General features: G+C 60.0%; 16 protein-coding genes. 10 read left to right on the forward strand and 6 right to left on the reverse strand.

Going from position 1 to position 19,337, the window contains the following annotated elements:
* Positions 1-139: 139 nt before the first annotated feature.
* Positions 140-553: an alternative ribosome rescue aminoacyl-tRNA hydrolase ArfB gene (gene arfB, locus ACZ89R_RS26175; RefSeq protein ID WP_008074893.1), complete on the forward strand. Its 414-nt coding sequence runs from the start codon at positions 140-142 to the stop codon at positions 551-553.
* Here arfB and ACZ89R_RS26180 read toward each other — a convergent pair.
* The 6 genes from ACZ89R_RS26180 to phhA form a co-directional block, all read right to left on the reverse strand.
* On the reverse strand, positions 550-1,749 hold the full coding sequence (locus ACZ89R_RS26180; RefSeq protein WP_123495980.1) for an MFS transporter: 1,200 nt from the start codon (positions 1,747-1,749) through the stop codon (positions 550-552). The two genes, arfB and ACZ89R_RS26180, sit on opposite strands and share 4 nt — an antisense overlap.
* Before the next feature lie 103 nt (positions 1,750-1,852).
* Positions 1,853-2,035 carry a hypothetical protein gene (locus ACZ89R_RS26185; protein WP_008074891.1) on the reverse strand — a complete coding sequence of 61 codons (183 nt, stop codon included), beginning with the start codon at positions 2,033-2,035 and terminating at the stop codon, positions 1,853-1,855.
* Between the two features lie 75 nt (positions 2,036-2,110).
* Entirely contained in the window at positions 2,111-2,242 is a 132-nt protein-coding gene (locus ACZ89R_RS26190) for a hypothetical protein (RefSeq protein WP_256348506.1), read from the reverse strand.
* Positions 2,243-2,491: 249 nt separating this feature from the next.
* Positions 2,492-3,688 (reverse strand): amino acid aminotransferase, encoded by a 1,197-nt coding sequence (locus ACZ89R_RS26195; RefSeq protein ID WP_429547640.1) that lies wholly within the window; start codon positions 3,686-3,688, stop codon positions 2,492-2,494.
* Complete coding sequence (locus ACZ89R_RS26200; RefSeq protein ID WP_010457024.1) at positions 3,688-4,044, reverse strand: 4a-hydroxytetrahydrobiopterin dehydratase; 357 nt, start codon at positions 4,042-4,044, stop codon at positions 3,688-3,690. Before ACZ89R_RS26200 ends, ACZ89R_RS26195 begins: the two co-directional genes overlap by 1 nt.
* A gap of 105 nt (positions 4,045-4,149) precedes the next feature.
* Positions 4,150-4,935, reverse strand: a complete 786-nt coding sequence (gene phhA / locus ACZ89R_RS26205) for a phenylalanine 4-monooxygenase (RefSeq protein ID WP_429547639.1) — start codon at positions 4,933-4,935, stop codon at positions 4,150-4,152.
* Between the two features lie 281 nt (positions 4,936-5,216).
* Here phhA and ACZ89R_RS26210 point away from each other — a divergent pair, with 281 nt between their 5' ends.
* The 9 genes from ACZ89R_RS26210 to ACZ89R_RS26250 all read left to right on the forward strand — a co-directional run bounded on the left by ACZ89R_RS26210 (position 5,217) and on the right by ACZ89R_RS26250 (position 19,123).
* Entirely contained in the window at positions 5,217-6,776 is a 1,560-nt protein-coding gene (locus ACZ89R_RS26210; protein WP_183680050.1) for a sigma-54-dependent transcriptional regulator, read from the forward strand.
* 260 nt (positions 6,777-7,036) lie between these two features.
* A complete protein-coding gene (locus tag ACZ89R_RS26215) occupies positions 7,037-7,777 on the forward strand; it encodes a flagellar basal body rod protein FlgF (protein ID WP_008074885.1) in 741 nt (246 codons plus the stop codon).
* A 45-nt stretch (positions 7,778-7,822) separates the two neighbouring features.
* Positions 7,823-8,608 (forward strand): flagellar basal-body rod protein FlgG, encoded by a 786-nt coding sequence (gene flgG, locus ACZ89R_RS26220; protein ID WP_008011001.1) that lies wholly within the window; start codon positions 7,823-7,825, stop codon positions 8,606-8,608.
* 52 nt (positions 8,609-8,660) lie between these two features.
* On the forward strand, positions 8,661-9,356 hold the full coding sequence (gene flgH, locus ACZ89R_RS26225) for a flagellar basal body L-ring protein FlgH (protein ID WP_052966739.1): 696 nt from the start codon (positions 8,661-8,663) through the stop codon (positions 9,354-9,356).
* An 18-nt stretch (positions 9,357-9,374) separates the two neighbouring features.
* Complete coding sequence (locus ACZ89R_RS26230) at positions 9,375-10,484, forward strand: flagellar basal body P-ring protein FlgI (RefSeq protein ID WP_008072568.1); 1,110 nt, start codon at positions 9,375-9,377, stop codon at positions 10,482-10,484.
* A gap of 11 nt (positions 10,485-10,495) precedes the next feature.
* A complete protein-coding gene (gene flgJ, locus ACZ89R_RS26235; protein ID WP_429547638.1) occupies positions 10,496-11,794 on the forward strand; it encodes a flagellar assembly peptidoglycan hydrolase FlgJ in 1,299 nt (432 codons plus the stop codon).
* 23 nt (positions 11,795-11,817) lie between these two features.
* Complete coding sequence (gene flgK / locus ACZ89R_RS26240) at positions 11,818-13,878, forward strand: flagellar hook-associated protein FlgK (RefSeq protein WP_429547637.1); 2,061 nt, start codon at positions 11,818-11,820, stop codon at positions 13,876-13,878.
* Positions 13,879-13,891: 13 nt separating this feature from the next.
* Complete coding sequence (locus ACZ89R_RS26245) at positions 13,892-15,457, forward strand: flagellar hook-associated protein 3 (RefSeq protein ID WP_429547636.1); 1,566 nt, start codon at positions 13,892-13,894, stop codon at positions 15,455-15,457.
* A 93-nt stretch (positions 15,458-15,550) separates the two neighbouring features.
* Entirely contained in the window at positions 15,551-19,123 is a 3,573-nt protein-coding gene (locus tag ACZ89R_RS26250; RefSeq protein ID WP_429547635.1) for a glycosyltransferase, read from the forward strand.
* The last annotated feature ends 214 nt before the right edge of the window (positions 19,124-19,337 follow it).

The raw sequence follows: 19,337 nt of genomic DNA on the forward strand, positions 1-19,337 counted from the left end.
GCGATGGGGTCAGCACATTCAATATCGATGTTGTCTGACACACCGCTTTCGCGAGCAGGCTCGCTCCCACAGTTGATCTTCGGCGTGCCGGATCTCTGATTCGCGGTATCCTGAACGCCCTGATACCGGACCTTTTTCCATGCTGGTGATTTCCAACAACGTGCATCTGCCGGATGCCGAGATCGAGTTGACGGCCATTCGCGCCCAGGGCGCCGGTGGGCAGAACGTCAACAAGGTCTCCAGCGCGGTGCACCTGCGCTTCGACATTCCGGCCTCGTCCTTGCCCGAGTTCTACAAGGAACGGCTGCTGGCGTTGCGTGACAGTCGCATCACCAGCGACGGCGTGTTGATCATCAAGGCCCAGCAATACCGCACGCAGGAACAGAACCGCGCCGATGCGCTGGAGCGCCTGACCGAGTTGATCCTCAGCGCCACCAAAGTGGAAAAGAAACGCCGCCCGACCAAACCGACTCTCGGTTCGAAGAAGCGTCGGCTCGAATCCAAGACCAAGCGCGGCAGCATCAAGGCTGGGCGTGGAAAGGTCGACTTTTAACGCGCTTCTCTTTCTTCACGATACTTTGGCGCCTGCCGGTACAAGTAAACGCTTAGTATCAATCCGCTCAAAGCGGCCAACGCGGCAAACAGGAAGATTGAGGCGAACCCGAATCCAGCCGCAATCGCACCCGCCAGCGGTCCGGTGATCCCCAGCGACAAATCGATGAACAACGAATACGCCCCGACTGCCGCGCCACGGCTGGAGGCGGGCACCAGGTTGACCGCTTCCACGCCCAAGGCCGGGAACACCAGTGAAAAACCGAAACCACTCAGCGCCGCCCCGGCCAGTGCCCAATGGGCATCGGGTGCCAGCCACAGCAGCAACAGTCCGAGGGTTTCCACCGACAAGCAGGCAATCGCCACGCGAAAGCCGCCGAGGCGGTTGATCAGATTACCGAACAACAATCGCGCACCGATAAAACTCGCGCCGAACAGGCTCAGGCACAGCACCGCGTTGGACCAGTGCTGAGTGGCGTAATACAGGGTGATGAATGTAGCGATGGTGCCAAAGCCGATGGAACCCAAGGCCAGACCGCAACCGTGAGGAAACACCCGCCCCAGCACGTGCATGAACGGAAGGCGTTCGCCGACAACGATCGGTGCGGCGGTTTTTGGCCAGGCCAGCGCCAGACCCAGAACGGCCAACAGCACGATGCTCACGCCCATGCTCCACAAACCCAACTGACTCACCAGCAGCACCCCCAGCGGCGCGCCGACCGCCAGCGCGCCGTAACTGGCGATGCCGTTCCAGGAGATGACTTTGGCGGTATTCGCCGCGCCGACCCGGCCGATGCCCCAGCCGATCGACCCGGAACCCACCAGGCTTTCCGCGCTGCCGAGCACCAGTCGGCCGATCAACAGGCTGATCAGGCTTAACGTCGGCAGGCTTTGCGTCCAGGCCGAAATCAACATGAACACACCGCTCAAACCACAGCCAGCGAGGCCGTACATCACCGCCAGTTTGCTGCCCTTGTTATCGATGATGCGTCCGGCGTAAGGGCGGCTGAGCAGGGTGGCCAGGTATTGCACGCTGATCACCAGCCCGGCGATCACGGCGCCGAAACCTAGATCGCTGTGGACGTAGCCCGGCAATACAGCCAGGGGAATGCCGATATTCAGGTAACCGATGAACGTAAACAGGACGATGGAAACGACTTGCAGCGTGACCGCCATGGGGCGCTGGGTTTCTGACATGGGTAAAGGTCCACGGGGCAGCAGGATAGATAGGCTGCTTATGATAGCGGCGTGGACGCTCGCGGGGCGTGAAAAAGTAAAACTATTTGCCAGGCGGGGTGAGTCAGGTTTTGGCGGGGGCAACCAGTTGCGTCGTGACCAGAGCGGCCAGGGCGTTTTCTTCGCTGCCGAAGCGGGCCAGCAACGCGGCTTGTTTCTCGGGGGAAAGGCGGTTCCAGATCTCGATCATCTTCTCGGCGGTGCCGATCAGGACGCTGGCCTGGGCTTCAGTGAAATCATCGCTCATGGTGCGGGCTCGCGGTTCAGGCGGTGTGGAAAGCGCATGTTAGCGCTTTCCACACGGTCTGGCATTGCAGGTGTATCAGTCTTCGCTGTCGGCCTGGCGGCGTTCAGGTGCTTCTTTCATCTCGGGCTGTTGGGCGCCGGCTTGTTGCGTGGTTGTCTGCTCAGTTTCGTGCAGGCTTGGGAAGGGGAGATTAGGGATCTCGTGCATGTCGCGCTCCTCGCTAAGTCTGTTGATAGATCTGGTAGATCCGCGCTTTTAAAAAAGCCTGCGCAGGATACAGCAGGAGAAATGACAAATAGACTTTTATATCCATTTGTTGCGACGGATGGGATTGTCTAGACAGGTCTGTGTAGGCGCTGGCGCAGCCTGGAGATCAAGATCAAAAGATCGCAGCCTCCGGCAGCTCCTACATTGGATTGCGTACATCCTGTAGGAGCTGCCGAAGGCTGCGATCTTTTAAGGGCGGCAGACCTCAGCGATGGCTTCGGCTAACAAGTCCAAGCGCGTCGCATCAATTCCCGCGACGTTAGCCCGGCCTGAGCTGACCATGTAAACGCTGTGGCGTTCACGCAGTTGCTTGACCTGCTCCGGCGACAAACCGGTGTAGGAAAACATCCCGCGTTGCACACCGATGTGCGCAAATCGCTCACGCAAGCCATGGGGTTCAAGTGCTTCGACCAGACCGCTGCGCAACTGGGCGATACGCAAACGCATAGCTTCCACTTCGTCGGCCCAGCGGCTTTTCAGCTCTGGATCGCCGAGGATGGTCGCGACCACGGCGGCGCCATGATCCGGTGGCGTCGACCACAGGTTACGGGCGATGTTGGCCAGTTGGCTGCGGATATCCACCAGCTTGTCGGCGGTTTTCGCACAGACAATCAGTGCGCCGGTGCGGTCGCGGTACAGGCCGAAGTTCTTCGAGCAGGAACTGGTGATCAGCACTTCCGGCAGCTCGGCGGCGAACAGCCGCGTTGACCAGGCATCTTGCTCCAGGCCGTCGCCGAAACCCTGATAGGCGAAGTCGATCAGAGGTAGCAAATCGCGACTGCGCACCACGTCCAGCACCCGACGCCAATCGTCATGGGACAGATCGAAACCGGTCGGGTTGTGGCAGCAGGCGTGCAGCAGCACCACATCGCCCTTGGGTGCTTGATTGAGCACCGCCAGCATCGCTTCCACATCGAGACGGTTATCGCTGCCCACGTACGGGTAATGACTGACCTTTACCCCGGCCGCCGCGAAAATGGTTTCGTGGATCGGCCAGGTCGGGTTGCTCAACCACACGCCACGGCCCGGCAAGCATTGTGCGATGAAGTCAGCGCTCAAACGCAATGCGCCAGTGCCGCCCGGCGTTTGAGTGGCGCCGGCCCGTTGTTCGGCGATCAACGCCGAATCCGCACCAAGCACCAACTCGTTGATGACTTTGCCGAACGCTACATTGCCGTGGCCGCCGATGTAGGTTTTGGTGGATTGACGATCCACCAGGTGTTGCTCGGCGAGCTTCACCGCTTCGGGGATTGGCGTTTGGCCCTGGGCGTCTTTGTAGACACCCACGCCAAGGTCGAATTTGCGCGGGTTGGGGTCCAGCGCATAGGCCTCCATCAGGCCGAGAATCGGGTCGCCGGGCACTCGGCCGATGGCGTCGAAATGCATTATTTGCGGCCCTCGGCGTTCTTCGCCACTTCGTCAGTGCGCGCGGCCATGATGAAATCGTTGCGGTGCAGGCCTTTGATGGAGTGGCTCCACCAGGTCACGGTGACTTTGCCCCACTCGGTCAGCAGGCCTGGGTGGTGACCTTCGGCCTCGGAAATTTCACCGACGGCGTTGGTGAACGCCAGCGCGTGTTTGAAGTTCTTGAACAGGAAAACTTTTTCCAGCTGCATCACGCTGTCGCGAACTTCGATGTTCCAGTCAGGGATCTGCTTGATCAGGATCGGCAATTCTTCGTCGCTGACCTGAGGGGCGTCGGCGCGGCAGGCTTCGCAATGGGCTTGGTTTAATGTGGACATGATGTGTTCCTGAAATCGAGTGTTTTGAAAAACGGTCGTCAGTGGGACCACGCTAAAGCAAAGCGGCGATCCGTAACAGACTCACTTGATGCCAAAAGACGCGGGTCACGCGGCTTTTGGCGGAAATTTCGGCGCGCGCAACCCCAACTGCATACCTTGCTTGATCATGCCCATGATGTCTTCGTGGGCCAGATCGAACAGGCGCTTGAGGTTCGGCAGGACAAAGTACAGCGGTTGCAGAATGTCGATGCGGTACGGCGTGCGCATGCATTCAAGCGGGTCGAAGGCCTGATGCTCAGGCTCGTTCGACAAGCAGTAAACGGTTTCTTTCGGCGAGGACAGAATGCCGCCGCCATAGATGCGCAGGCCTTGTGGCGTGTCGACCAGGCCGAACTCGATGGTCATCCAGTACAGGCGCGCCAGATACACGCGTTCTTCCTTGGAAGCCTGTAGGCCAAGTTTGCCGTAGGTGTGGGTGAATTCGGCGAACCAGGGATTGGTCAGCAGCGGACAGTGGCCAAAGATCTCGTGGAAAATGTCCGGTTCTTGCAGGTAATCCAGCTCTTCGCGGGTACGAATAAACGTCGCCACCGGGAACTGCTTGTTCGCCAGCAATTCGAAAAAGGTCTGGAAGGGAATCAGTGCGGGGACTCGGGCAACCTGCCAACCGGTGGTTTCACCGAGGACCTTGTTGATTTCACCGAGTTGCGGAATGCGGTCGTGGGGCAGACCGAGTTTTTCGATACCGTCCAGGTATTCCTGGCACGCACGGCCCTCGACCACTTTCAGTTGGCGAGTGATCAGCGTGTTCCACACCGCGTGTTCTTCGGCGGGGTAGTCGATAAAACCTTGCGCATCGGGCTCACGAGCCACGTATTGCGTCTGCTTCATGCTGCTCTCCTGCTAGGGGATACGTTCTTGTTGTGTGTACAGCTATAGACCTAGAAATACCCCAAGGCGTGCAGTGTTGCAGCAGGTGATCCGCGGTGAGAGTTGGAAAAATGCCGGCTTTTCGTAAAGTATTCGTTACGGATTGGTCGCTATGGCGCAAGTATTGATATTTGCGGGTTTGAAATGGCGCACGGGTGTCACATAATCTTGACGACTAACTTGGTGCCTACGCAGAAAATTTCCTGCGCCGGGCCTCGATCACCGCTGTTACGGGCCTTTATATGCGTATCAAAGTTCACTGCCAGAACCGCATCGGTATCCTGCGCGACATTCTCAACCTGCTGGTCGAGTACGGGATCAACGTCGCTCGCGGCGAAGTGGGCGGTGAGCACGGCAATGCGATCTACCTGCACTGCCCGAACCTGATCAACATTCAGTTTCAGGCGTTGCGTCCGAAGTTTGAGGCGATTGGCGGGGTATTCGGCGTCAAACGCGTAGGGCTGATGCCCAGCGAGCGTCGGCATATGGAACTCAATGCCTTGCTTGGTGCCTTGGAGTTTCCGGTGCTGTCGATCGACATGGGCGGCTCCATCGTCGCGGCCAACCGTGCGGCGGCGCAGTTGCTCGGGGTGCGGGTGGACGAGGTGCCGGGGATACCGCTGTCGCGGTACGCCGAGGATTTTGATTTGCCGGAACTGGTGCGCGCCAACAAGTCACGGATCAACGGCTTGCGGGTCAAGGTCAAGGGCGACGTGTTTCTCGCCGACATCGCGCCGCTGCAATCGGAGCATGACGAAAGCGAGGCCATGGCCGGTGCGGTGTTGACGTTGCACCGGGCGGACCGGGTGGGCGAGCGCATCTATAACGTGCGCAAGCAGGAATTGCGTGGCTTCGACAGCATTTTCCAAAGCTCGAAAGTGATGGCGGCGGTGGTACGCGAAGCGCGGCGCATGGCCCCGCTGGACGCGCCGCTATTGATAGAAGGCGAAACCGGCACCGGCAAAGAGTTGTTGGCGCGGGCCTGTCACTTGGCGAGCCCGCGTGGGCAATCACCGTTGATGGCGCTCAACTGTGCCGGTCTGCCAGAGTCCATGGCCGAGACCGAACTGTTCGGCTACGGTCCCGGTGCCTTCGAAGGCGCGCGGGCCGAAGGCAAGCTCGGGCTGTTGGAGCTGACGGCGGGCGGTACGTTGTTTCTCGACGGCGTCGGCGAAATGAGCCCGCGCTTGCAGGTGAAATTGCTGCGCTTTCTGCAGGACGGTTGCTTCCGTCGTGTCGGCAGCGATGAAGAGGTCTATCTGGATGTGCGGGTGATCTGCGCAACGCAAGTGGACTTGTCCGAGCTGTGCGCTCGCGGTGAGTTTCGCCAGGATTTGTACCACCGTTTGAACGTGCTCTCGCTGCACATCCCGCCGCTGCGCGAATGCCTCGACGGACTGGCGCCGCTGGTGGAGCACTTCCTCGATCAGGCCAGTCGGCAGATCGGTTGCCCGTTGCCGAAACTGGCGCCAGCGGCCATGGAACGGCTTAGTCATTATCACTGGCCGGGTAACGTGCGGCAGTTGGAGAACGTACTGTTCCAGGCAGTTTCCCTGTGCGATGGCGGCACCGTCAAAGCCGAGCACATTCGCCTGCCGGATTACGGTGTGCGTCAGCCCCTCGGCGATTTTTCGCTTGAGGGGGGCTTGGACGAGATTGTCGGGCGCTTTGAGAAAGCGGTGCTGGAGCGCTTGTATTCCGAGCATCCGAGCAGTCGGCAACTGGGCAAGCGGTTGGGGGTGTCGCATACCACCATTGCCAATAAGTTGCGTGAGTATGAGGTTGGCAAGGATAGCAATTGAAGATCAAAAGATCGCAGCCTTCGGCAGCTCCTACGTGCCTGTGGGCACTGCCGAAGGCTGCGATCTTTTGATCTGTTGCCGCGAAGCGGCATAACACCGCCGGTTTTTCGTCTTCGGCACATTCCCCCAATCCCCTCTGAATCCCTCAAGTCCTTTGTTTGCCGGGCCCTGCGCCGCCAGAAAAAAGTTGGTCTGCAAATTGCTTATGGCTCAGCAGTACAGCGGTGGGCGGCAAACGTCCGGCATGCAGAGGAAAGAGTGTGGACAAGTACCTTTATGTGGCAATGACCGGCGCCAGCCAGAATGCACTGGCGCAGAAGGCTCATGCCAACAACCTGGCGAACATCTCTACCAACGGTTTTCAGAAGGACCTGGAACAGGCCCGTTCGATGCCGGTGTTTGGTGACAGCTTTCCGGCGCGTGCGTTTGCCATGAGCGAACGTCCGGCCACCGACTTCTCCCCTGGCTCGCTGGTAGAAACCGGTCGCGACCTCGATGTCGCGGTGCAGGGCAACGGCTGGATCGCCGTGCAGAACCCCGATGGCGGTGAAAGCTACGTGCGCACCGGCAGCTTGAACGTTGACGCCCTGGGCGTGCTGCGTGCCGGCAACGGTATGCCGGTGGTAGGCAATGGCGGGCCGATTGCCGTGCCGCCCGAGCAGCAAATCGAAGTCGGCGAAGACGGCACCATCAGCATCCGTGCGATGGGCGAAGGCCCTCGCGTGATGGCCGAAGTCGACCGCATCAAACTGGTCAACCCGGACTTCAAGAACATGACCAAAGGCCTGGACGGTTCGATCCACACCAAGGACGGCAAGCCGGCGCAGGCCGATGCCAACGTCAAACTGGTGTCCGGGTTCCTTGAGTCGAGCAACGTCAATGCCGTGGAAGAAATGACTTCGGTACTGGCGCTGGCCAAGCAGTTCGAGCTGCACATCAAGATGATGAACACCGCCAAAGACGATGACCAGGCCATGGCTCGGGTCTTGCAGATCAGCTAATTATCAGAACGTCGCGCCGTAAAACAGGCGCACGAGGAGAATCGAATGCTTCCGGCTCTATGGGTTGCCAAAACAGGTCTGTCCGCCCAGGACACCAACCTCACCACCATTTCCAACAACCTGGCGAACGTATCGACCACGGGTTTCAAACGTGACCGCGCCGAGTTCCAGGACTTGCTGTATCAGATCAAACGCCAGCCAGGCGCCCAGTCGACCCAGGACAGCGAATTGCCGTCGGGTCTGCAAGTGGGTACCGGTGTGCGCATCGTCGGCACCCAGAAAAACTTCACCGCCGGCAGCCTGCAAACCACCGAGCAACCGTTGGACATGGCCATCGACGGTCGCGGTTTCTTCCAGATCCTGCAGCCGGACGGCACCACGTCCTACACCCGTGACGGTACGTTCCACCTGGATTCCAACGGCCAGATCGTCAACGCCAGCGGTTTCGCCCTGGAGCCGGCCATTGTCATTCCGAACGACGCCCAGACTTTCACCGTCGGCCGTGACGGCACCGTGTCCATCACCGTCGCCGGCAACCCGGCTTCCCAGGTGATCGGCAACCTGCAAACCGCCGACTTCATCAACCCGGCCGGTCTGCAAGCGGTGGGTAACAACCTGTTCCTGGAAACCGCTGCCAGTGGCGCGCCGCAAGTCGGCACCCCGGGCCTCGCCGGTTTCGGCACCACGCTGCAGAACACCCTGGAGACGTCCAACGTCAGCACCGTTGAAGAGATGGTCAACATGATCACCACTCAGCGCGCCTACGAGATGAACTCCAAGGTGATCTCCACCGCCGACCAGATGCTCTCGTTCGTAACGCAGAATCTGTAATCAAGTCTATGAGGCGGCCATGAGGTCGCCTGCAATACCGTGAGGTAGGGTCATGAATCGCTTTGTATCTGTTCTGGCACTGAGTGGGGTCGTCGTGCTCGCGGGCTGCGTTGCCCCGCCGCCCAAGCCCAATGACCCTTACTACGCCCCGGTGTTGCCGCGCACGCCGCTGCCGGCTGCCGCCAATAATGGCTCGATCTACCAGGCCGGTTTCGAACAGAACCTGTACAGCGACCGCAAGGCGTTCCGGGTCGGTGACATCATCACCATCACCCTGAACGAGCGCACCCAGGCGAGCAAGAACGCCAACTCGCAGATCGACAAGAACAGCAAGACCGACATCGGCCTGAGCTCGTTTTTTGGGGGCGGCCTGAGCACCAGTGATCCAGTGGGCAGCGGTAGCCTGAGCCTGGACGTCGGTTATGAAGGTGACCGCGCCACCAAGGGCGACAGCAAGTCCGGCCAGAGCAACAGCCTGACCGGTTCGATCACCGTGACCGTCGCCGACGTGTTGCCCAACGGCATCATCGCCGTGCGCGGCGAGAAGTGGCTGACCCTGAACACCGGTGATGAGCTGGTGCGGATTGCCGGCCTCGTTCGCGCCGATGACATCGCCACCGACAACACCGTGTCGTCGACCCGCGTCGCCGATGCACGCATCACCTATTCGGGCACCGGTGCGTTTGCCGATGCGAGTCAGCCAGGCTGGTTCGACCGTTTCTTCCTCAGCCCGCTGTTCCCTTTCTAGGTGGCTTCTCTGGTGAGCATGTTGAACTTCAAACACCTGATGGTGGCTGCGCTCCTGATGTCCGCAGCCTTCGACGCTCAAGCCGAGCGGCTGAAGGACATCGCCAGTATTTCCGGTGTGCGTTCCAACCAATTGATCGGCTACGGCCTGGTGGTCGGGCTTAACGGCACCGGCGATCAGACGACCCAGACCCCGTTCACCCTGCAGACCTTCAACAACATGCTTTCGCAGTTCGGCATCAAGGTGCCGGCAGGTTCGGGCAACGTGCAATTGAAGAACGTCGCGGCGGTGTCGATCAGTGCTGATCTGCCGGCGTTCGCCAAGCCCGGTCAACAGATAGATATCACCGTTGCGTCCATCGGTAACTCCAAGAGCCTGCGTGGCGGTACGTTGTTGCTGACGCCGCTCAAAGGTATCGACGGCAACGTCTACGCCGTCGCTCAGGGCAACCTGGTGGTTGGCGGTTTCGATGCCGAAGGGCGTGACGGTTCGAAGATCACCGTCAACGTTCCGTCGGCCGGTCGCATCCCTGGCGGTGCGTCGGTCGAGCGTGCCGTACCAAGCGGTTTCAATCAGGGCAACAGCCTGACCCTGAACCTCAACCGTTCGGACTTCACTACCGCCAAGCGCATCGTCGACAAGATCAACAACATGCTTGGCCCTGGCGTCGCTCAGGCCATCGACGGTGGTTCGATCCGCGTGACTGCGCCACTCGATCCGAGCCAGCGGGTCGACTATTTGTCGATCCTCGAAAACCTCGAAGTCGACCCGGGTCAGGCGGTGGCGAAAGTCATCATCAACTCGCGTACCGGCACCATCGTGATCGGCCAGAACGTCAAGGTTTCCCCGGCCGCCGTGACCCACGGCAGCCTGACCGTGACCATCACCGAAGACCCGATCGTTAGCCAGCCCGGCCCTCTGTCCAACGGGCAGACGGCGGTTGTGCCGCGCTCGCGGGTCAACGCTCAGCAAGAAGCCAAGCCAATGTTCAAATTCGGCCCGGGCACCACCCTCGACGAAATCGTCCGTGCGGTGAACCAGGTCGGCGCGGCACCGGGTGACTTGATGGCGATCCTCGAAGCGCTGAAGCAGGCCGGCGCGTTGCAAGCCGACCTGATTGTGATCTGAGGACGGCGACCATGGATATGCGCAAAAGCGGTCTGGTCAGCAGCAGCGATTCGGGTTCCTACTCGGACCTGAACCGCCTGAACCAGCTCAAGGTCGGCGACAAGAACAGCGATGCGAACATGCGCAAAGTGGCGCAGGAATTCGAGTCGCTGTTCCTTGGTGAAATGCTCAAGTCGATGCGTTCGGCCACCGAAGCGTTGGGCCAGGACAACCCGCTCAACACACCGGCAGCCAAGCAATACCAGGAAATGTACGACCAGCAGTTGGCCGTTTCCATGTCCCGCGAAGGCGGCGGTATTGGCCTGGCGGACGTGCTGATGCGTCAGATGTCGAAGAACAAGCCGATGGCGCCGGGTGAGGCCGCGGCAGCGTCTGCCGCCAAGCAAGCTGCGGCGAAAGCCGCCGTGGAAACACCGATTGCCGCCGGTACGGTCGCCACCAACGGGCCGCTGTCGCGTCTCAATGGCGAGCGCCCGTTGTGGGCTTCGCGCTCAGTGAAGACGCCGGCAAGCGCGGGCGAGGGTGCTCATCGCCATGACATGGCACTGATCAATCAGCGGCGTCTGGCACTGCCACCGAAACTGGCTGATCGTTTGCTCGCCGGGCTGGTGCCGTCGGCATCGAGCGCTGCAACAACCGCCACAACGGCACAGAACAGTATCCAGGTGCCGCAGAGCACCAAGACTGGTTCCGGTTCCCTGTACAACGGTGATTGGCTGGCTTCGCAAACGGATACGACACCCAGCGGGCGCCTGCAGATCTACGGTCGTGCCATGGCCCAAATACCCCTGGCGCCGGCGAAGAAAGCCTTCAGTTCCGCCGACGAATTCGTCAATACCATGCTGCCGATGGCCAAAGAAGCTGCCGACCGTATCGGTGTCGATCCACGTTACCTGGTGGCTCAGGCTGCCCTGGAAACCGGTTGGGGCAAATCGGTCATGCGCGCCCAGGATGGCAGCAGCAGCCACAACCTGTTCGGCATCAAGGCCAGCAGTAATTGGAAGGGCGATTCGGCGCGGGCGATCACCAGCGAATTCAGAAATGGCGAGATGGTCAAGGAGACGGCCGAGTTCCGTTCCTACGCCTCTTACAAAGACAGCTTCCATGACCTTGTAACGCTGCTGCAAAGCAATAATCGCTATCAAGATGTGCTGAAGTCGGCCGATAACCCAGAACAGTTTGTACGCGAGTTGCAAAAAGCCGGGTATGCAACCGACCCGGATTACGCAAGCAAGATTTCGCAGATAGCCAAGCAGATGACGAGTTACCAAAACTACGCTGCGGCGGGCGCTTCCACTACGCCTTTATAGGCATAAGGCATAAGGTCTGAACCATGAGTTTGCTCAATATCGGGATGTCGGGTCTGGCCGCTGGCCAATCCGCGCTGATGACTACCGGCAATAACATTGCCAACGCCGACACCGCCGGGTACTCACGCCAGCAAACCGTGCAGGGCACCAAGGCTTCGAATCAGTTCGGCAATGTCTACATCGGCACCGGTACGACCCTGGCCGATGTGCGTCGGGTGTACAACAGCTACCTCGATGCGCAACTGCAGACCACCACTTCGCTTAACAGCGACTCGGCTGCCTACGCCGGGCAGATCAGCCCGCTCGATAAGTTGCTCTCGGACAGCGGCACCGGCCTCAATGGCGCCTTGACCAAGTTCTTCGCCTCGGTACAGAACGTCAACGCCAAGCCGGGCGACGATGCTTCCCGCCAATTGCTGCTCAGCGATGCGCAAGCCCTGAGCAACCGGTTCAACTCGATCTCCAGCCAGTTGACGCAGCAGAACGCCAACGTCAACGGCAACCTGGCGGACATGGCCGATCAGGTCAATAAATTGGCCGCCACCGTGGCCCAGCTGAACCAGAAGATTTCCGAAGTTTCCAAAGCCGGCGGCCAGCCCAACGACTTGCTCGATGCGCGCAACGAGACCGTACGTCAATTGTCCACTTTCACCGGTGCACAGGTGATGGAGCGTGACGGTAACCTCGACATTTACCTGGGCAGCGGTCAGCCGCTGGTCATGGGCAGCACCGCCAGCAAACTGGAAGTGGTGCCGAGCAAAGACGACCCTTCGCGCTCGGCCATTCAGCTCAATCGTGGTTCGAGCACCATCGACATCACTTCGGTGATGACCGGTGGTGAAATGGGCGGCTTGCTGCGCTATCGCAGCACCGTGCTGGACCCGGCCATGAACGAGCTGGGGCGTGTGGCGCTGGTCGTCGCCGATCAGATGAATACCATCCAGGCCCAGGGCATCGACAAGAACGGTGACTTCGGTTCGAACCTGTTCAACAGCATCAACAGTGCCGCGCAAATGGCTCAGCGCAGCGTCGCCACGGTCGGCAACAGCGCCGGCTCAGGCAACTTCGAGGTGAGCATCGAGGACAGCGGCAAGCTGACCATCAACGATTACAAGGTCATCTTCACCAGCGCCACGAACTACACCGTGCAGCGCCTGCCTGAAGGCACCGCCATGGGCGCATTCAGCACGCTGACCACGCCGCCGCCAGTGATCGATGGTTTCTCGATGAAGCTCACCGGTGGTACCGCAGCCGCCGGCGACACCTTCAAGATCACCCCAACCCGCAACGCGGCGACCACCATCAAGACCGAGATGACCGACTCCAAGCGTCTGGCCATTGCGGCCCCGTTGGGCGCGGCCATTGCTGCGGGCGGCAGCGGCACATTGACGATTCCGGCCAGCGGTCAACCGACCCTGACCACGAAGTTCGATATCTACGACACGGCGACCACCACCACGATCCAGAACGGTCTGAAGACGTCGACGCCGGTCAAAATCGTATTTGGTGCGGCCGGGGGTACGACCCAGACTTACCAAATGCTCGATGCCCAAGGCAACTCGCTCAGCACAGGCACCATTGTGCCGGGCCAGAACAATACGCTGAGCCTGACCATTCCACTGGTCGACGCCAGTGGTGCCGCGATCAATGATCCGGGACCGCCAATCGTGCAACGCACTGTGTCGTTTGACATGACCGTGGCCGGTTCGCCAGGTAACGGCACCGCGATCAATGTCTCGCTCAGCCAGCCAGGCACGCTGGACAACCGCAACGGCACAACACTGGCCGGCCTGCAGACCAAGCAGACCGTGGATACCGGTTCAGCCAGTAAAGGCATTTCCCTGACCGACGCCTACGGCAAATTGGTTGAGGGTGTAGGCGCCAAGGCTGCCCAGGGCAAACTCGACAGCGCTGCCACCGAAGCGATCCTGGCCAACGCCAAGGGCGCTCGTGACTCGTTGTCCGGTGTCGACCTCGATGAGGAAACCGGCAACCTGGTCAAGTATCAGCAGTACTACACCGCCTCTTCGCAGATCATCAAGGCTGCGCAGGAAATCTTCAGCACACTGATCAACAGTCTTTAAGGAGTCGTAGCCCATGCGCATTTCTACCGCCCAGTTTTACGAGTCCTCTGCTGCCAACTATCAGAAGAATTTTTCCAACGTGGTCAAGAGCAGCGAAGAGGCCAGCAGCCTGGTTCGCATCAATACCGCTGCCGACGATCCGGTGGGTGCCTCGCGCTTGCTGCAATTGGGTCAGCAGGCTTCGATGCTCGACCAGTACGAGGCTAACGCCACGACCATCAAGGGGACCCTTGGTACCACCGAAGCGGTGATGAGCAGCATCGGCAACGTATTGCAGCGCGCCAGGGAACTGGCCGTCGGCGCCGGCAATGCCGGTTACACCGACGCCGACCGTCAGGCCAACGCATCGGAGTTGGGGCAGATCGAAGAGCAGTTGCTTAGCTTGATGAACAGCAAGGACGAGAATGGCAAATACATCTTCGCCGGCTCCAAGGGCGACACGGTGCCGTTCACGCGTAATAACGACGGCACTTACAGCTACAACGGTGACCAGGTGACGCTTGACCTGGCAATCGGCGACACCATGTCGATGGCCACCAACAGCACCGGTTGGGACGCGTTCCAGCAGGCGATCAACACCAGCCGCAGCGAGGTTACCCGGACTGCGCCAGTCGTGGATGACGGCCGCGTGACCTTGTCCAACGGCCAGGTTTCGTCGGACGTCACCTACAACGCCAAATTCCGCAGTGGTGAGCCATACACCGTGGACTTCGTTAGCGGCACCCAGCTGAAAATCACTGATTCGCAGGGCAATGACGTGACCGCCGAAGCCAGCCAGGGCGGCGCGTTCGATCCTGCCAGCAAGGTGGGCCAGGCCGTCACTTTTCGTGGCGTCGAGTTGACCCTGAACATCAACCTGAGTGCTGGTGATACGGCGGCGACTGTGCTGCCCGGCCACACCTTCACCCTGGCGGCCAAGCCGGATACCTTCAGCGCAACCGGCAGCCCGGGCAACCCTTCGACGGCGCAGATCACTGCCAGCAGCATCACCAATCCGGTGGCTTACCACGCCAGTTTCCCTAGCGGATCGGCGATCCTGAAGTTCACCAGTGCCACCGCCTTCGAACTGTACGCAGCGCCATTGACGGCCAGCAGCAAGCCGGTATCGACCGGAACCATGGCCGGCAGCGTCGCCACCGCCTCGGGTGTGAGCTTCACCCTGACCGGTACGCCGGCAGCCAACGATCAGTTCAGCATCGCGGTCAACACCCATGAAACCCAGAACATTCTGGACACCGTGAACCAGTTGAAAACCGCGCTGAATACGCCAACCAACGGTGACCCGATCGCTACTCAGAAGCTGCAAGCATCACTGGCTTCAGGTATTGCCAACCTGGCCAGCGGCACCGATCAGCTGTCCAGTGCCTTGAGCTCGGTCGGTGGTCGCGGTGCTGCCCTGGATACCCAGAGCGATACCAACCAGAGTCTGAAACTGGCCAATGCCCAGACCCAATCATCGATCCGCGATTCCGATCCGGCTGAAGTGATGACCCGTCTGACCTTGCAACAAACCATGTTGCAAGCCTCGCAATTGGCCTTCAGCAAGATTGCTCAGCTGGGCCTGTTCAACAAGGTCTGAGCCTGCGCCTGCCGAGCAGTCAACCGTCTTTTTTAAGCGGTTCCGGGGCCTCTGCCTGAAAGGGTAGAGGCCCGCCGCTCGAGAGTTTCCGCCGTGAATCAACGCCCCCTCGTCAGCATCGTCATCCCAGCCTTCAACCCGCGCTTCTTCAGTCAGGCACTGGAAAGCGCGCTCGCCCAGACCTATGAGCACATCGAGATCGTCATCTGCGACGATTCGTCCAGCGACGAAATCCGCGACATTGTCGAGACCTTCGTCGAGCCGGCTCACCCGATTCGTTACTTGCGCAATCCGCAGCGTCTGGGTTTGCAGAAAAACGTATCGCGTTGTGTCGAGCAAGCCCGGGGCGAGTTCATCAAAGTGCTGTGTGACGACGATCGTCTGTTTTCACCGAGCATTGCCTTGCAGGCGCAGGTGTTGATTGACCACGCGGACGTGAACGTGGTGTTTGCCCTGCGGATGCTCAGCGACGCCGGCAATTTCATCTTGCCGCCACGGGTCGACAACTGCCGGTTCTCACCGAACGACGCCTTGCTCAAGGGCGATGACATGCTGGCGATCTTTGAAGGCACGCCAAAGAATTTCCTCGGCAATTTCAGTTCGACCCTGATGCGCCGCGCCGATGTACTGGAGCTGTTGCCGGCGCTGATTCAGGAAGGTGCCGGTTTCGTCGCCATGCTCGATTTCGCCTTGTTCGTGTGCTTGATGCGTCGCGGCAATCTGGTGTCGCTGAGCACTGTGTTGAGCACTGAACGTCTGTACCCGGAGCGCCTGAGCAAATCCCCTGAAATGGTCAGGGCCGCAGCCGTGGAGTGGAGCTGGCTTTCGCAGATGCTGGCGGTGCGCAGCGGTGAATCGGCACCGGCATCGGGTTGGGTGCGCTACATCGAACTGACTAAAATCAACCACCAGCCCCACGCCTGGGAAGAGTTGTGTGTGGTGCGTATTCTGGGCAACCGCAACACGGTGGTGAATGGCCGGGTGGGCGGGGAGAGCGAAAGCTACGCCGATTTCTATCGCGAATGGCTGGCGATTCGCAGGTTCTCCGATGTCGAGCAGCGGCTCATGCCACAGCGTCTCGACAGTTGGGCGTACCGTCCGCAGATCGTGCCGATCGTGATCGACAGCGGCGCCGATAGCGCTGCGCTGAACACTACATTGCAAAGCATCAGTCGTCAGCTTTACGCGTCGCAAGCGGTGGTGGTGCTCTCCGATGCATGCTGCGCCGCCGATGATCGCGTCGTGCAGTTGTCGTTTCAATCTGACTGGCTGCAACAGCTCAACGCCGTGGTTCCACAACTGGAAGGCGCCCACTGGTTTTATCTGCTGCGTGCCGGCGATGTCTTGCGTGAATCGGCGCTGTTGATTCTGGCGGAGCGTATTGCCGGTTCTGCGGGTATTCTCTGTGCCTACAGTGACGAAGGTGCGCTGGTCGATGACGAGTCGATCGATCCAGTGTTCAAACCCGATTTCAACCTCGATCTGATGCGCGCCTATCCCTACGTCGGCCGAACCCTGGCCTTCGAGCGGCAGTGCTTCATGGCGCTGGGCGGTTTCGATCCGGCTCACGGTGAGCTGGCGCCGCATGATTTGTTATGGCGTCTGGTGGAAGAGTCCGGGCCGCAAACCATCGAGCACATCGCCGAAATCCAGGTAGAGTCGACTCAGTCTTTCGCCGCCTGGCTGTCATTGCCCGAAGTGATCGAGAGCAACGCCGGCATGGTCAGTGCGCACCTGGATCGTATTGGCGTGGCGCACGCGATCCGGCAGGAAGCGTTGCCGCTGATCAACCGCATCGACTACCTCCATGGGGTGCGACCGCAGGTGTCGATCATCATCCAGACCGGCGATTCGCTGTACGCGTTGCAGCGATGCATCGAAGGCCTGATCGAGCGCACGGCCTATAGCCAATACGAAATCCTGATCGTCGACAGCGGTACGGACGACCCGGCGATGCTCGACTGGCTGGAGGCGATGGCGCAGTTGGGTGCCGCAATGCTGCGAGTATTGCGTTATGCAGGTGACGCCAACGACGCGGCGATCCGTAACTTTGCCGCGAGCCTGGCGCATGGCGAGTACTTGCTGCTGCTCAGTGCGCAGACGGTAATCTGCGACAGCGACTGGCTGGACGAATTGCTCAATCACGCCCAGCGCCCCGAAGTGGGTGTGGTCGGTGCCCGCATCCTCAGCCCCGAGGGCTCGATCGTCAGTGCCGGGTTGATTCTTGGTCTTGCCGGACCTGTCGGTTCGCCATTTTATGGCGAAGCGGCCGGTTCTCGCGGCTACATGCAGCGTTTACACGTGACCCAGAACTGGAGTGCGGTGAGCAATCACTGCCTGATGGTGCGCAAGCAAGTATTCGATGAACTCGAGCAGTTCGATGAGGTGACTTTCACCCAAGGCCTCAGCGACGTCGACTTGTGTTTGCGGGCGACCAAGGATGGCTACCTGGTGGTCTGGACGCCTTACGCCAGCGTGGTGTGGGTGCCGCAAGATGTGTCGCCGGCACAGCCTTCGATACTGGCGCTGCGCGAGCGTGAACAGGAGGATTTTTATCGCAAATGGCTGCCGAAGATTGCCAAGGATCCGGCCTACAGCCCGGCGCTGAGCCTCGGGATTTCCAGCTTCAGTCTGGAGCCGTCACTGCGCAATAACTGGAATCCGTTTTGTACCCGTGCCTTGCCGTTGATTCTCGGTCTGCCGGTTAACAGCACCGCCGTTGGCCATTACCGGGTAACCGCGCCGCTGGTCGAACTCGAAGCAGCCGGTCGGGTGATCGCGCGGGTGGCCTATGAGTCGCCGTCGACCGTGGAGATCGAGCGTCTGTCACCCGACACGATCATTCTGCAAGGGCGTTACAGCGAAGGCGCCGCGGGTGACATTCTGCGGATAAAAAAGTATTCCAGCGCGCTACGAATTTTCGAACTCGACGACTACATCGTCAGTGCGCCGAAGAAAAACACCCACGCCCGCAACAAACCGGTCAATACCGAGCAGCTGTTGCGCGAAGGCATTGGCCTGTGCGATCGCGTAGTGGTCACCACTCAGCCGCTGGCCGATGCCTTGTCGAGTATGCACAGCGAGATCCGCGTAGTGCCGAACATGCTATCGCCGGACCCTTGGGCGACACTGACCAGTCACCGTCGCACCTCCAGCAAGCCGCGAGTCGGCTGGGGGGGCGGCACCAGCCACACCGGTGACCTGGAGATCATTGCCGAGGTTGTGCGCGAACTGGCGGACGAAGTCGAGTGGGTGTTCTTCGGCATGTGCCCTGACGCCTTGCGTCCGTATGTTCACGAGTTTCACTCCACCATCGGTTTGCAGAGCTACCCATTCAAACTGGCCAGCCTGAACCTTGACCTGGCGCTGGCACCGCTGGAATTCCATATCTTCAACGACTGCAAAAGCAACCTGCGCCTGCTGGAATACGGCGCCTGCGGGTACCCGGTGATCTGCACCGACACCGAGGCCTACCGCGGCCACTTGCCGTGTACCAAGGTCTATAGCAACAGCACGGACGAATGGCTGCAGGCGATCCGCATGCACCTGGCTGACCCTGATGCCAGCTACCGCATGGGCGATGAATTGCGTGAAGCGGTGCATCGGGATTTCATGCTGCGCGCAGACAATCTTAATCACTGGTTATGGGGCTGGTTGCCGGACTGATTCTGTTATTACCTTCTAAGAATCAATAATCGCAGCCTTCGACAGCTTCACAGGAATGTGTTGACTGGCGAAGGCTGCGATCTTTTTTGTCCTGCGCAATTGGCTCACTTCCTGCAAGTCGCCCCGTATATCGCCATAAAACCTTCACCCCCGAGGGGATGACCGGCCCAATGGCTGCGGGTAAATGATGTGCATGACGGCTCGCCGACCCCTG

This window comes from Pseudomonas sp. TE3728, assembly GCF_056279145.1.